Origin of the sequence: Mycobacterium asiaticum (assembly GCF_001673635.1) — a bacterium.
Taxonomy (GTDB): domain Bacteria; phylum Actinomycetota; class Actinomycetes; order Mycobacteriales; family Mycobacteriaceae; genus Mycobacterium; species Mycobacterium asiaticum_C.
Map to the genome: position 1 here is coordinate 1 of NZ_LZMH01000036.1, position 16,442 is coordinate 16,442.

Annotated in this window: 3 protein-coding genes; all 3 read right to left on the bottom strand. The window is 71.0% G+C overall.

Annotated features, from left to right (window positions below):
* A partial coding sequence (locus A5645_RS09850; protein ID WP_155767940.1) for a PE family protein occupies positions 1-1,054 on the bottom strand: 1,054 nt, incomplete at its 3' end.
* Positions 1,055-1,107: 53 nt separating this feature from the next.
* Entirely contained in the window at positions 1,108-3,693 is a 2,586-nt protein-coding gene (locus A5645_RS09855) for a sugar epimerase family protein (RefSeq protein ID WP_065034887.1), read from the bottom strand.
* Between the two features lie 20 nt (positions 3,694-3,713).
* The gene (locus A5645_RS09860; protein ID WP_065129383.1) at positions 3,714-16,208 is read right to left on the bottom strand and encodes a type I polyketide synthase; all 12,495 of its coding nucleotides are present in this window, start codon (positions 16,206-16,208) and stop codon (positions 3,714-3,716) included.
* Positions 16,209-16,442: the final 234 nt, after the last annotated feature.

Genomic DNA, 16,442 nt, shown 5'->3' on the forward strand with positions numbered 1-16,442 from the left:
CGGCCCTGCCGGCGCCAATCAGCCCCGTCCCGCCGCCGCTGCCGCCCGTCCCGCCGACGCCGCCGGCGGCGCTGCTTCCTCCTATACCTCCGGCACCGCCGTTGCCGGTCAGCCAGCCGCCGTTGCCGCCTGATCCGCCCGTCCCGCCGAGGCCGCCCGTGGCGACCGGTGCCTGCGCGGCGCCGCCCTGCCCGCCGCTGCCGCCGTCGCCGAACAGCCAGGCGCTGCCGCCGGCGCCACCGACTCCGCCGTTACCGGCCGTGGTTGCGACGCCGCCCGACCCGCCCGCGCCCGCGTTTCCGGCCAACAGGCCGCCCCACCCGCCGGCGCCGCCGTTGCCGCCGCCGTTGGCACCCAGGCCGCCGGCACCGCCGATCCCTCCGGCGCCCAACAGGATCGCCTGCCCGCCGGCGCCGCCCAAACCCCCGATGCCGGCAACGGCGTCACCGCCCGCTCCCCCGGCCCCGCCGTTGCCGAACAGCCAGCCGCCGTTCCCGCCGGTGCCGCCGACCGCACCGGCAGCCCCGGCGCCGCCGGCCCCACCGTTACCGAAAAGCCCGGCGGCGCCGCCCCTTCCACCAGCGGGATGGGCACCGCCGCCGGATCCGCCGGATCCGCCGTTGCCGAACAACAGACCACCGGCACCACCGTCCGCGCCGGTGCCCGCCGCCCCGTCGGCGCCGTTGCCGATCAGCGGCCGCCCCAACAGCAGCTGCGTCGGCAGGTTGATCAGATTGAGCAGGTCAGCGATCGGCCCCGGCAGGGCCGCCGCACTGGCGGCCTCGGCACCGGCATATGCCGCCGCGCCCGCGGTGAGAGCGCGCACGAATTGGGCGTGCAAGGCATCGGCTTGGGCACCGAGTGATTGGTAGAGCTGAGCGTGCCGGCCGAACAACGCGGCGACGGCGGCGGACACTTCGTCGGCGCCGGCGGCCAGCAATTCAGTGGTGGGAGCCGCGGCAATTGCGTTGGCCGCGTTGACCGCCGAACCGATGGCCGCCAAATCCGCTGCGGCAGCTGCCATCCACTCGGGCGTCACAGCCACGAACGACATAGTGCACCTCCCGGCTTGCCGGATGTGCAGGACAGAGTAGCTCTAGTCGGCGCCTAGATCGGGGATTTGGCGGGGTCGAGCACGTGGATCTCGCCGGTGCTGCCGTCCACCTCGATCAGGGCTCCCGTCGGCAGCGACCGGGTGGCGCCCTGAACGTCGACCACACAAGGGAACCCGAATTCGCGGGCCACCACCGCCGCGTGCGACATGGGGCCGCCGAGTTCGGTGACCACCGCGGCGGCATAGCAGAACGCGGCGGTGTAGCCGACGTCGGTGACCTCGGCGACCAGGATCTCGCCGGGTTGCAGGTCGTCGATGGTCTCGGGCCGCACGATCCGCACCCGGCCGCGCACCTTACCGCCGCAGACACCGACACCGCGCAGGCTGTCACCGCCGGTGAGGGCCGGCGGTGCCGCCACGGTCGGCTCCCAGGACCCGCTGAACACGGTGGGTGGAACGACGCCGACCAGCCGGCGCTGCTCGGCGCGACGCCGGGCGACCAGCTCGGCGACGTTGGGCGGCAACGCATCCAGTTCGTCGACCAGCAGGTAGAAGACATCGTCGGCGGATTGGAAGACCCCGGATTCGGCCAGCCGTCGGCCATATTCGCGCAGCAGTCCGCGCAGCACCCAGATGGCCCGCACCATGCGGTCCCGGCGGACTTCCCGGTCCCGCAACTGCCGGGCGGCGAGCAGCGCAACAGGCTTGGCGCGCAACGGAATCCGTGCGTGTCGGGGCTGCGGCGCGGGTGGTGCGCTCAGCGCCTTGGTAACCATGCGGACCAGTAGCTCGGGGTCGTCGGCGTAGCTGGTCGACAACATCTCGACCTCCGCCGGACCGCGGTGTCCCATCAGGTCCAGCTCCGCGAACACCGCGGCGTGGAACTCGGGCGCCTCCACCGCCAGCTTGCCCAGCCGCTCCCCCGGTTCGCCCAGCACCCGCAGCACCGCGGGATCGTGCCGCGCGGCGGTCACCAGCCGCTGCACCGCTTCCACCGAGCGCGCGCTGACCAGTTGGGGTCCCGCGGCCGGTGCGGTGTCGCGTCCGCACAGCCCACGCAGCAGCACGTTGAACGCGGCGCAGAGCATGAACGACCCGGAGGCCAACAGCCAGCCGTGTACGACGTGATCGCGGGCCAACAGAATCAGGCTGAGCAACCGGCGGTCGTCCAGCCGGGTGACGTCGCGGCCGACCAGTTGCTCCAGGCGGTCGATGTCGGCCAGGTAGTCGTCGGTGTCCAGCGGTGAGCCCGCGCTCAGGCCGACCAGGTTGACCCCGAACACGCCGATGTTGCGGATGGTACGCAGTTGCCTGCGGACCGGATTGGTTTCCGACGGTGGCCGTTCGGCACCGAAGATCGGCAGCGAGGCCATGCTGGGCCCGAAGAACCCGCTGTTGCTGACGATGGTTGCGGGCTTCGCGAACGGCACCGTCTCGGCCATGAAATGCGCCGAGGTGATCGCCCCGTAGAGCCGGTGTGCGAACACCGCGACGGTGCGCATCGCGATTTCCTTCTGCACAATCCCGCCCGGACGTAGCCGCTCGGCGATGCCCACGCCGCCCGCGCGCAGGCCGCGGACCGTGACCGATGCCGACGACGGCGAGAACGGGCCGGGCAGCGCCTCGGAGAGGTTGGTGGCCAGGAAGGTAGGGAACCGGGGGTCGATCGGAGTGTCGAATTCTCCGTTGACGCCCTGCGGCCCGGCCAGTTTGGGCACCACCCCGTCGGCGGCGGGGGCGTCCACCGCGGGCAGGTCCTGGATGGGCGCCAGCCGCCACGGCAGCGCCAGCACGCGTTTGCCGAGCGAGACCCGGCCGCGCACCGCCAACGCGAAGTCTTCCAGGCATTCCTCGGCCGTCCACGCCGGCGCGAAGCCCCAGTGCTCGCGCAGCCGGGTGGTCTCCATCAGGGCGACCTCCGGCAACGTGGAGCTGCGTCCCAGGGCGGCGAGCCCGGGAAGCAGCGGGCGGCCCACCGCCGCCGCGAGCTGCCGCAGTGTCGGCGTCGCATCGGCGGCGAGATTGATTGCGCCGCTGTCGATTTCGGGTTGGACGAGGGCGGTGGTGAACAACCGCAGCGCGTCGTCGGTGTGGACCACCTGCACGCGGCGGTCGGCGGAGTCCGCGCGGAGCACCGGCCGGGCCAGCAGCCGGCGCAGCTCGTTGTCGACGCCGCGTCCCACCACCAGGGGAAAGCGGATCGCCACCCACTGCAGTCCGGACTGAGCGAGCATCTCTTCGACCCGCGCCCGCAGCCGCCCCTCGGGCGTCGCCGGGCGCACCGGGTCCTGCTCGCTCGCGGGCTTTGTTCCGCCGCCGTATACGTGCGCCGATGATGCGAACACGATGCGGGGGTTGCCCGACTCCTTCGCCGCGGCCAGCAGGTTGGCGGCCCCGGTCAGGTTGGCATGACCGCGGTCCCGACGCGCCCAGGCGCAATGCGCGACCACGTCGGCGCCGGAGATGGCGCGCCGGACCGCGGCGGCATCACGGATATCGCCGACGACGAAGTCGGCTGTGCTAGGCCAACTTTCGGGCCGGTGACGGCCGAGGCCGGTGACTTCGTGTCCCTGGCTGAGCAGTCGGGCGACCAGGCCGCGGCCGAGCACGCCGCCGGCACCGGTGACCGCGACCCTCACTGGTTACTCACCGCACGCACTCACTCATCGTCGTTCAGGAATGCCGCGTTGACCAGGTCGTCGAGGTCCATGTCCGCGATGTCCTTGGCGTCGGATCCGGACTGCGACGCCGCATGGGCACCGTTGAGGTCGCCGTCCTTCTCGTTGGCCAACGCCAACAGCACGTCCAGCACGCCCGCCTGCCGCAGCCGCTTGACCGGGATGGACGCGACGACGCGCCGCAGTTCCTCTTCGCCGGGCGCCGCGAGCTGGGCCGCCGGGTGCTCGGCGCCGACGAGCTCCTGGTGGAAGTAGCCGGCCAGCGCCGCCGAGTTGGGATAGTCGAAGATCAGCGTCGGCGACAGCGCCAGCCCGGTGGCGGCTTTGAGCCGGTTGCGCATCTCGACGGCGGTCAGCGAGTCGAAGCCCAGCTCCTGGAACGCCCGGTCGGGGTCGATCGCTTCGGGTGTGGTGTTGCCCAGCACCGTGGCGATGTGGGAGCGCACCAGATCCAGCAGGATCGCCCGCTGCTCGTCCTCGGGCAGACCGTCGAGGCGTTGCAGCAGCGCCGACTTCGATTTGGCCGCGGCCAGCGAATCGTCCACCTGACGCCGCGCCGGTGCGTTGATCAGGTCGACGAACATCGGCGGCAAGGTGCCGGCGTCGAACTTCGCCCGCAGCGCGACCAGGTCGATGTGCGCGGGCAGCAGGAACGGCTCGTCGACGATCAGCGCAGTGTCGAGCAGCTCCAGCGCCTCCTCCGAGGACATCGCCACGATGCCGTCGCGGGCGAACCGGGCCAGGTCGGCCGCGGCCAGTCCTTCGGTCATGTTGCTGGCCTGATCCCAGAGTCCCCAGCCCAGCGAGATGGCCGGCAGACCCTGGGCCTGCCGGTACACCGCCAGCGCGTCCAGGAACGAGTTACCCGCCGCATAGTTGGCCTGGCCCGAGGCGCCGGCCAGTCCGGCGATCGACGAAAACAGCACGAACGCATGCAGATTCAGTTCGCGGGTGAGCTCGTGCAGGTTCCACGCGGCATCGGCCTTGGCCCGCAACGCCGCATCGACCCGTTCCGGGGTCAGCGACGTGACCACCGCATCGTCCAGGGTGCCGGCCGCGTGGATCACGGCTGTCAGCGGATGCCGTTCGGGGACATCGGCGATCACCTTGGCCATCGCCTCGCGATCCGCGGCGTCACAGGCCACCACCTGCACCTGTGCGCCGGCGGCGGTCAACTGCGCGGTCAGCTCCGCTGCGCCCGGCGCATCCGGGCCGCGCCGGCTCACCAGCACCACGTTCGGCACCCGGTGCCGGGTGACGACATGCCGCGCCAGGGCCGACCCCGCCATGCCGGTGCCGCCGGTGATCAGGACGGTGCCGCCGCCCAGACCGCTGCGTGCCTCGCCGACGGGCCCGGCGCTCAGCGCGGCCGGCACGGTCATGACGACCTTGCCGACGTGGCGGGCTTGGCTGAGGTAGCGCAGTGCCGCCGCCGCGCGTCGCACGTCGAACGTCGTGGCCGGCAGTGGCCGCAGCACCCCGGCCTCGAACAGTGCGGTCAGTTCGGTGAGCATCCGCTGGATATGGTCGGGTCCCGCTTCGAACAGGTCGAAGGCGCGGTAGAGCACCCCGGCGTGTTGTTGCGCGACCTTTTCCGGGTCGCGGATGTCGGTCTTGCCCATCTCCAGGAACACCCCGCCCGGCGCGACCAACCGCAGTGACGCATCGACGAATTCGCCGGCCAGCGAGTCCAGCACCACATCCACGCCGCGCCCGCCCGTGGCCGTGCGGAACTGGTCCTCGAACTGCACACTGCGCGAGTCGGCGATGTGGTCGTCGTCGAAGCCGAGGCGGCGCAGGGTGTCCCACTTGCCCTTGCTGGCGGTGGCGAACACCTCGACGCCCAGGTGCCGGGCCAGCTGCACCGCGGCCATGCCCACGCCGCCGGTGGCTGCGTGCACGAGCAGGCGCTGGCCGGGCTGGATGTCGGCCAGGGCCGTCAGCGCGTAGTAGGCGGTCGCGAAAACGACCGGGGCGGTGGCGGCCTGGACGTCGGACCAGTCCGACGGAATCTTGATCAGCAGCCGCTCGTCGGTGACGGCGACGGCACCGGTGCCTTCCGGGAACAGCCCGGTGACGCGGTCGCCGGCCGCGAAACAGCTTGCCTCGGGACCCGTTTCGATGACCGTTCCGGCGGCCTCGACACCCATGGCGGCGCTCTCGTCAGGGTAGAGGCCGAGGGCGATCATGACGTCGCGGAAGTTGGCGGCCATGGCACTGGTCGCGACGCGGACGTTGCGTGGGGCCAACTCATCGCCCGCGCCGGGAATCGGCTCCATGCGCAGGTTCTCGAATGTGCCGGCGGTGCTCATGCCCAGTCGCCACGGCCCGTCGCCGGGCGGTACCAGCAGACTGCGCACCGCGCGGCTGCCGTGCACCCGGGCGATGTGCGTCACGCCGTGGCGCAACAACACCTGTGGCTCGCCGACCGCCAGCACCGCCGCGGCCTCGTCGTCGCCGATCGACACGTCGGTGTCCACCAGCACGATCCGGCCGGGATGCTCGGTCTGCGCCGAACGCACCAATCCCCATACCGCGGCGCCGGCCAGGTCGGTGACGCTCTCACCCGGGCCGGCCATCGCGCCGCGGGTGGCGACCAGCAACACACCGGAATCGTGCTCGCTCAGCCAGGATTGGACGATCTGCAGCGTCCGGTGGGTCGCTGTGCGCACGGCGGCCAAGGTGTCCCCGGAGACCGGTTCGGACTCGTAGAGCTGATACGGCGGCGTGCCGCCGGCTGATGCCGCCGGTGCCGGTGACCAGACCACGTCGAACAGCCGGTCACCGGCCGAACCCGAGAGCGCGGCCTTGAGCTGCTGCTCGGTCACCGGGCGGGCCACCATCGACGCCACGGACAACACCGGCAACCCGAGCGCGTCGGTCAATTCCACCGATACCGACGACGGGCCGGTGCGCGTGATGCGGGCGCGCACCGCCGAGGCACCCGCTGCATGCAGCGAAACACCTTGCCAGGCAAAGGGAACCAGTACACCGCCGGCATTATCCGGGCCTGCTTCGGCGCCGGCGATGATGGCGTGCAGCGCGGCATCCAGCACCGCCGGGTGCACACCGAAGCCGGTAGGCGACAAACCTGGTACCGCGGGCAGGGCGACCTCGGCGAACAGGTCGTCGCCACGACGCCACATGGCGGTCAGGCCCTGGAATGCCGGGCCGTAGCCGTACCCGTGCTCGGCCAACCGCTCGTAGATTCCGGTCACGTCGACCTGCTGTGCGCCCACCGGTGGCCACGCGGACAGGTCCGTACCGGGTTGCGCGGCCGCCGGACTCACCGAGCCTTCGGCATGCAACAGCCAGGTGGAGCCGGAGTCGGCCCGCGAGTAGACCGACACCGCGCGGGAGCCGGAATCATCGGCGGCGTCTACCACCACCTGCACGGCCACCGAACCCGACTCGGGCAGGACCAACGGCGCCGCCAGCGTCAGCTCGTCGACCACCGCGCAGCCGACTTCGTCGGCGGCCCGGATGGCCAACTCAACGAAACCGGCGCCCGGGAAGATCACCACGCCGCCCACGGCGTGGTCCTTCAGCCAGGCGTGCCGGGCGGCGGACAACCGGCCGGTCAGCACCACACCGCCGGAGGACGGCAGGTCCACGACGGCACCCAGCAGCGGGTGCTCTCCGGCGGCCTGGCCGAGGCCTTCGGCGTCGACGGCACCGCCATCGTTGGACAGCCAGAACCGGCGTCGCTCAAAGGCATACGTCGGCAGCTCGACGAAGTTCGCCGGCCCCAGCACCGCCCGCCAGTTCACCTGTGCACCCGTCACGAAGGCCTGGGCCAGGGCCGTGATCAACGTGGTGGGCTCCGGGCGGTCTTTGCGCAGCGCGCAGACCGTGGTCACGGCGACGTCGGGCAGGGACTCGTCGATGGAGGCGGTCAGGCCGCCGCTGGGACCGACCTCGACGAACCGGGTCGCGCCGGCCGCATGGGCGGACCGGATGCTCTCGGCGAACCGGACCGGTTCCCGCACATGGCGTTTCCAGTATTCCGCCGAGCCGAAGTCCGCGCCGGCCAGCTGCCCGGTCAGGTTCGAGATGACCGGAATGCTGGGCTGCCCGACCGGCAGCCCGGCCGCGACCGCGCCGAATTCCTCGACCATCGGGTCCATCAGCGCCGAGTGGAAGGCGTGCGACACGGCCAGCTGGTGGACGCGGCGGCCCTGTGCGCGCAGGCCGTCGGCCACCAAGCGCACCGACTCCTCATCACCCGAAATCACCACGGACGAAGGACCGTTGACGGCCGCGATGCTGACCTCGGGTCCCAGCAGCGGACGGACTTCCGCCTCGGTTGCCTGCACCGCGATCATTGCCCCGCCGGCGTCCAGCCGCTGCATGAAGCGGCCGCGGGCGGCGACCAGAACAGCGGCGTTCTGCAGCGACAGCACCCCGGCGACATGCGCAGCGGACAACTCACCGACCGAGTGCCCCATCACGAAGTCGGGCCGCACATCCCAGGACTCGAGCAGCCGGAACATCGCGACCTCGACGGCGAACAGCGCGGGCTGAGCGAATTCCGTGGTGTTCAGCAGGTTTTCGTCGCCGCCCCAGACCACCTCGCGCAGCGGGCGCAGCAGGTGGCGGTCCAGCTCCGCGACGACGGCGTCGAACGCCTCGGCGAAGACGGGATACCGGGCGTGCAATTCCTTGCCCATGCCCAGCAATTGCGAGCCCTGGCCCGGGAAGACGAAGACCGTCTTGCCACCGGGCTGGGCGACGCCGCGAATGACCTCGCCGACTTCGTCGGTGGCCAGCTCGTCCAGTCCGGCCAGCATCTGCTCCCGGTCGGACCCCACGATGACGGCCCGATGCTCGAAGGAAGACCGGCCGGCCAGCGTCCAGCCGATGTCGGTGAGCCCGAACTCGTCGTGGCCGCCAAGGTATTCGGACAACCGCGCCGCCTGGGCCGGCAACGCTGAGGGTGTCTTCGCCGAGACCACCCACGGCAGTACCGCCGGCTCAGGTCCGGCCGGCTCGACTGCGGGTGCCGCCGGAACCGACTCGATGATCACGTGCGCATTGGTGCCGCTGATCCCGAACGAGGACACCCCCGCACGGCGCGGGCCGCTGTGCGCGAGCCACGGCCGGGATTCGGTCAACAACGACACCGCCCCGGTGGACCAGTCCACGTGCGGGCTCGGTGCGTCGACGTGCATGGTGGCCGGGAGCACCTCGTGGCGCATCGCCTGAACCATCTTGATCACCCCGGCCACACCGGCTGCTGCCTGGGTGTGGCCCATGTTCGACTTGATCGATCCCAGCCACAGCGGCTCGGTGCGGCCCTGGCCGTAGGTGGCCAGCAGCGCCTGCGCCTCGATCGGGTCGCCCAAAGTTGTTCCGGTGCCGTGCCCTTCGACGACGTCGACCTCGGCCGGGGTCAAGCCGGCGTTGGCCAGCGCCGCCCGCACCACCCGCTGTTGGGAGGGACCGTTCGGTGCGGTCAGCCCGTTGGAGGCGCCGTCCTGGTTGATCGCCGAACCCCGCACCAACGCCAGCACCGGATGCCCGAGTCGCTGCGCGTCCGAAAGCCGTTCCACCACCAGCATTCCGCCGCCCTCGGCGAACCCGGTGCCATCGGCCGCGCCGGCGAACGCCTTGCACCGCCCGTCGGCTGACAGGCCACGCATGCGGCTGAACTCCACGAAGATGTCCGGTGTGGCGTTGACGGTGACACCGCCGGCCAGCGCCAGGTCGCACTCCCCCGACCGCAGCGACTGCACCGCCATGTGCAAAGCCACCAGCGACGACGAACACGCGGTATCCACCGACACCGCAGGGCCTTCCAGGCCCAGCACGTACGCCACCCGGCCGGAGGCCACGCTCGAGGACTGTCCGGTCAACCGGAAACCCTCCGCGGTCTGTGCGGCCCCGATGCCGTAGCCCTGGGTGTAGACCCCGGCGAACACGCCGGTGGCGCTGCCGCGCAGGGCGCCCGGGTCGATTCCGGCGCGTTCCAGCGCCTCCCAGGACAGTTCGAGATACATGCGCTGCTGCGGGTCCATGGCCAGCGCCTCGCTCGGTGCGATCCCGAAGAAAGCGGGGTCGAAGTCCGCGACACCGTCGACGAAGCCACCGGTGCGGGTGTAGCAGGTGCCTGGCACGTCGGGGTCGCGGTTGTACAGGCCGGCCAGGTCCCAGCCGCGGTCGGCCGGGAAGTCCGACAGCACATCGCGGCCTCGGAACACCATGTCCCACAGCTCTTCCGGGGAGGTCACCCCGCCGGGGTAGCGGCACGACATACCGACGATCGCGATCGCGTCGTCACCGGTGGCGCGGACCGCGGGCACCTGCTTGATCTCCTGCGGCATGCCGGCGAGTTCGGTGCGGATGTAGGAGGCCAGCCCGTTGGGCGTCGGGTAGTCGAAGATGAGTGTGGGCGAAAGCGACAGCCCGGTGGCGGTTTTGAGGCGGTTGCGCATCTCGACGGCGGTCAGCGAGTCAAAGCCCAACTCCTGGAACGCCTTGTCGGGGTCAATGGCTTCCGGCCCGATGTTGCCCAGCACGGTGGCGATATGGGATCTCACCAGGTCCAGCAGAACGGCATGCTGCTCGGCCTCGGCCAGCCCCTGCAGCCGGTGCGCGAGTGCCGATTTCGACTTCGCCGCGGCCAGCGATTCGTCGACCTGACGTCGGCCGGGGCCGGTGACCAGATCACGGAACATCGGCGGTACCGCCACCGCGTGCGCCCGCAGCGCGGCCAGGTCGATCCGGGCCGGGGCCAGGAACGGCTCGTCGACGATCATTGCGGTGTCGAACAGTTCCAGCGCTTCCTGCGACGACAACGCCAGCACACCCTCGCGGCCCAGCCGGGCCAGGTCGGCGGAATCCAGGCCGCCGGTCATCGCGCTGGCCTGATCCCACAATCCCCAGCCCAGCGACATCGCCGGCAGGCGCTGGGCGCGCCGGTGCGCGGCCAGCGCGTCGAGGAAGCAGTTCGCCGCCGAGTAGTTGCCCTGACCCGAGGAGCCCACCAGTCCGGCCATCGACGAAAACATCACGAACGCGGACACATTCAGATCGCTGGTCAGCTCGTGCAGGTTCCAGGCCGCATCCACCTTGGCCCGCAACACCGCGTCGATCCGCTCCGGTGTCAGCGATGTCACGACCGCGTCGTCGAGCACCCCGGCGGCGTGGATGACCGCCGACAGCGGCCGCTGCACCGGAATGTCGGCGATGACCTTGGCCAGCGCCGGCCGGTCCGAGGCGTCGCACGCGACGATCTGCACCTGCGCTCCGGCGGCCTCCAATTCCGCGGTCAACTCCGCGGCGCCGGGCGCGTCCGGGCCCCGTCGGCTGAGCAACAGCAGATGACGAACCCCGTGCTGCGCCACCACATGCCGCGCCAACGCCGAACCCGCCATCCCGGTGCCACCGCTGATCAGGACGGTGCCGTGCCCCAAGCCGTTGCCGGCCCCAAAGGGAATAGTCATGACGACCTTGCCGATGTGGCGGGCCTGGCTCAGGTACCGCAGCGCGGCCGGTGCCCGCCGGATGTCGAAGGTGGTCACCGGCAGCGGCCGCAGCACACCCGCGTCGAAAAGCTCGGCGAGATCCAGCATGTACTGGTGCATACGGGGCCGGCCCGGCTCGAAAAGGTCGAAGGCGCGGTAGCGCACCCCCGGGTACTCCTGGGCGATCGCTCCGGGGTCGCGGATGTCGGTCTTACCCATTTCCAGGAACACCCCGCCGGGGGCGACCAGCCGCAGCGAGGCGTCCACGAATTCGCCGGCCAGCGAGTCCAGCACGATGTCCATGCCGGCGCCGTTGGTGATGGTGCGGAACTTCTCCTCGAATTCCAGGCTGCGCGAGTCGGCAATGTGGTCGTCGTCGAAGCCCATGGCCCGCAACGTGTCCCACTTGCCCTTGCTAGCGGTGCCGAACACCTCGAGACCGAGGTGCCGGGCCAGCTGGGTGGCCGCCATGCCGACGCCGCCGGCGGCGGCGTGGATCAGCACCCGCTGCCCCGGTTTGGCGGCGGCGAGGTCGATGAACGCGAACCACGCGGTGGTGAACACCGCGGAAATGGCGGCCGCTTCGGCGTAGGTCCAGTCCGACGGCATCGGCAGCAGCAGCCGGATGTCGCCGGGCACCAGGGTGCCGCTGGTGTCGGGGAAGAATCCGTATACCGAGTCACCGACCGCGAATTCGGTGACGCCGGGCCCGACCTCGACGACCACGCCGGCGCCCTCGCCGCCGAGCAGGGCTTCGTGGGTGAACATGCCCAGCGTGATCATGATGTCGCGGAAGTTCGCCGCGATGGCGCGCAGCGCGACCCGGACGTGGCCGGGCTGCAACGGCGCCTCGCCGCCGGGAACCGGTTCCAGGCGCAGGTTTTCGAAGGTGCCGGCGCTGCTCAGGCCCAACCGCCACGGCCCCTCGCCCGGCGGTTCCAGGATGCCGTCGACCGCACGGCTGGCCCGCACTCGCGGCGTGTAGGCCTGCCCGTTCCGCAGCAACACCTGCGGCTCGCCGACCGCCAGTGCCGCCACCGCGGCCGAATCATCAACGGGCGCATCGGAATCGACCAGCACCAGCCGGCCCGGGTGCTCGGTCTGCGCCGAGCGCAGCAGACCCCAGACCGCCGCGCCTGCCAGATCTTTGACGTCCTCGCCGGGCAGCGCCATGGCACCGCGGGTGGCGACCACCAGCACGCCCGAATCCTGCTCTGAATCCTTTTGGAGCCACGATTGCACCGCGGCCAGCGCTCGGTGCGCGCGTTCGTAGGTCGCGGTCACCGGGTCGTCTTCGGCAGCAACGGAATTGAAGATCTCATAGCGTTCCGGCTGGCCGCTCGTGGATGTGGCCGCCGACCACACCAGTTCGAACAGCCGGTCGGGGCCGGCCCCGGAAATCGCTGCGCGCAGCCGCTGCTCGGTCACCGGCCGGGCCACCATGGCGGCGACCGAGAGCACCGGCAGGCCCAGGCCGTCGGCCAGCTCAACGGAGACCGCGGCATTCCCGGCCGGCGCGATCCGCGCCCGTACCGTCGATGCGCCCGCGGCGTGCAGCGACACACCCTGCCAGGAGAACGGAAGCGCCAGCTCCGCCTGCGGGTTGGCCAGCACCGCCGCATGCAGGGCGGCGTCCAGCAGCGCCGGGTGCATCCCGAATCCGCCGGTGCCCCCGGCCGATTCCGGCAACCGCACCTCGGCGAACAACTCCTCGCCGCGTGACCACAACGCGGTCAGCCCGCGGAAAGCCGGGCCGTAGCCGTAGCCGTGCTCGGCCAGCCGCTCGTAGCCTCCCGTCAGGTCGACGGCGACGGCTCCCGCCGGTGGCCACACCGCCAGATCGGCCACCGGTTCGACCGTCCCGGAACTCAACGTCCCCTCGGCGTGCAACACCCACGCCGAAGCGCCGTCGACGTCGGCGTGTGAGTAGATCGAGACGCTGCGCTGGTCGCTCTCTTGCACAGCTGCGCCCACAACCACTTGCACCGCAACCGATCCCGACGCGGGAAGCATCAACGGCGACCGCAGGGTCAGCTCGTCGACCACCGTGCAGCCGACCTCGTCGCCCGCGCGGATCGCCAACTCCACGAAGCCCGTGCCCGGGAAGACCACCATCCCCGAAACGGCGTGATCGGCCAGCCATCCCTGCGCACTGGCCGACAGCCGACCCGTCAGCACCACTCCGCCGGAGGCGGGCAACTCCACGACCGCGCGCAGCAGCGCATGCTCGCTGACCGCCAACCCCAGCCCCGAGGCGTCGGCGCCCGCGCCCTCACCCGAAAGCCAGAAGCGGCGCTTGTCGAAGGCGTAGGTCGGCAGGTCGACCAGACGGCCGCCGGCCACCGGGACGTGCCAATCGACCGTCACACCGGCCACAAAAGCCGCGGCGGCCGAGGACAGGAACCGCCGCAGACCGCCGTCCTCACGGCCCAGGGTCGGGATCACGACGGGCTCGGCGTCGCCGTCGAGGCAATCGGCGACCGTGTCCTCGATGCCCGCGATCAGCGCCGGATGCGGACTGGATTCGACGAACACGCGGTAGCCGTGCTCGCAGGCGCTGCGGACGGCCTGGTCGAGTTGCACGGTCTGGCGGATGTTGCGGTACCAGTACTCGGCATCCAAACCGGCGGTGTCCAAGCGGTTTCCGGTGACGGTAGAGAAGAAGGCGGTGCGCGTCGAGGTGGCTTCGATGCCGGCCAGCGCGTGGGCGAGGTCGGCGCGAATCGCCTCGACCTCGGCCGAGTGCGAGGCGTAGTCCACGTCGATCCGGCGGACGCGGAGTTCTTGTTCGGTGCATACGCGGATCAGCTCGTCCAGGGCCGCCCCTTCGCCGGACACCACGACCGCCGAGCGGCCGTTCACCGCGGCAATGTCGATCCGATTTCCGAACGGCGCCAACAACTCCCGCGCCCGCTCCACACCGCAGGCGATGGAGACCATGCCGCCCGGTCCGGCCAGCCCGGTCAGCAACTTGCTGCGCAGAGTGACCACCTTGGCGGCGTCGCGCAAGGACAGCGCACCGGCGACGTAGGCGGCGGCGATCTCACCCTGCGAATGACCGATCACGGCATCGGGGCGCACGCCGATCGACTTCCACAGTTCGGCCAGCGACACCATCACCGCGAACAGCGCCGGCTGCACGACGTCGACGCGATCCAACCCGGGCGCGCCCGGCGCGCCGCGCAGCACGTCGATCAGCGACCAGTCGACGAATTCAGCGAACGCCTCCGCGCAAGCTTGGATCTGTTGCGCGAAAACCGGCGCCGTATCCAGTAATTCGACACCCATGCCGATCCACTGCGAGCCCTGGCCGGGGAAGACGAACACGGTCTTGCCGGCGGGCCGCGCCGTGCCGCGCACCAGTTCACTGAGTTCAGCGAGTTCACTCGGCTCCCCCGCTGCCAACTCGTCAAGCCCGGCCAGCAGGCGCTCGCGGTCCGCGCCGACCAGCACGGCCCGGTGCTCGAAGGTGGTGCGGCCGGCCAGTGTCCAGGCGACATCGGCGGGTTCCAGCTCCGGCCGGGCGCGCAGGTGCTCGACCAGGCGGGCCGCCTGGCCCGTCAACGCCGAGGCGGACTTCGCCGAGAGTGCCCACGGCACCACCGCAGGCGCCGGGCGGGACTGCGGCGGCTCGTCGGCCGGCACCGACTCGATGATCACGTGCGCGTTGGTGCCGCTGATCCCGAACGACGACACCGCCGCGCGGCGCCTGCGTCCCGACTCAGTGGTCCAGGGCCGCGCCTGCGCCAGCAACTCCACCGACCCGGCCGCCCAATCCACATGCGGCGAAGGCACATCCACATGCAGGGTCGCGGGCAGCAGCTCGTGCCGCATCGCCTGCACCATCTTGATCACCCCGGCCACGCCGGCGGCGGCCTGGGTGTGACCCATGTTCGATTTGACCGACCCCAGCCACAGCGGTTGGTTGCGGTCCTGGCCGTAGGTGGCCAGCAGCGCTTGGGCCTCGATCGGATCGCCCAAAGTTGTTCCGGTGCCGTGGCCTTCGACCACATCCACGTCGGCCGGGGTCAAGCCGGCGTTGGCCAGCGCCGCCCGCACCACCCGTTGCTGGGAAGGCCCGTTGGGCGCCGTCAACCCGTTGGAGGCGCCGTCCTGGTTCACCGCGGACCCGCGCACCACCGCGAGCACCGGATGCCCGAGCCGGCGGGCGTCGGAGAGGCGTTCCACCACCAGCATGGCCCCGCCCTCGGACCAGCCGACGCCGTCGGCCGCCCCGGCGTAGGCCTTGCAGCGCCCGTCGGGCGCCAGGCCGCGGTGCCGGCTGAACTCGACGAAGACCGTCGGGGTGGCGTTGACCGTCGCGCCGCCGGCCAGCGCCAGATCGCACTCGCCGGTGCGAAGCGACTGAACCGCCATGTGCAGCGCGACCAGCGAGGACGAGCACGCCGTGTCCACCGATACCGCCGGGCCTTCCAGGCCCAGCACGTAGGACACCCGGCCGGACGCCACGCTGGACGTCATTCCGGTGAGCCGGTAGCCCTCGACCTCCTCGGCAAACATTCCGTAACCCTGGGCGATAATGCCAGCAAACACACCGGTGGCGCTGCCCCGCAATCCGCCGGGGTCGATTCCAGCGCGCTCCAGCGCTTCCCACGACAACTCCAGCAACATCCGGTGCTGGGGGTCCATCGCCAGCGCCTCGCTGGGCGCGATGCCGAAGAACGCGGGGTCGAAGTCGGCGACGCCGTCCACGAAACCGCCGGTATTGGCGTACGTCTTGTGCGGGGCGTCGGGGTCGGGGTCGAAGAGGCTGCCGACATCCCAGCCGCGGTCGGTGGGGAACTCGGCGATCACGTCGCGGCCGTCGGCCACCATCTGCCACAGGCCGTCCGGGGAGTCCACTCCACCCGGGAAGCGGCAGGACATTCCGACGATGGCGATCGGCTCGCTCGACCGCTCCAGCAGCGCGCGGTTGGTGCGCTTGAGGCGCTCAACCTGGACCAGCGCTTTTCGCAACGCTTCGGTTGCATGCTGGAGTTGATCAGCCATTACTAACCCCTCGCCTTTTTTGGTCGTCTCTGACCCGCCGGATGCGGCTCTCGCCGAGTCATGAAGGTTGCTGCACGAAGCGACGTCGCTGTTTCTTCGACCGGCTTCGTGCGGGCTTCCGACCTAAGAATCTCGCTGGTGAGTATCGCCAACTCCGGCTGGATTTCAAAACGTCCGATACTCCCGGCTACACACGGAACGGCTGGGCACCCGTCCGCCGCGGCGATCCACCCG

Bases quoted from the DNA above. Each gene is read 5' to 3' on its own strand.
- A5645_RS09860 (WP_065129383.1), bottom strand. From the start codon at position 16,208: ATGGCTGATCAACTCCAGCATGCAACCGAAGCGTTGCGAAAAGCGCTG.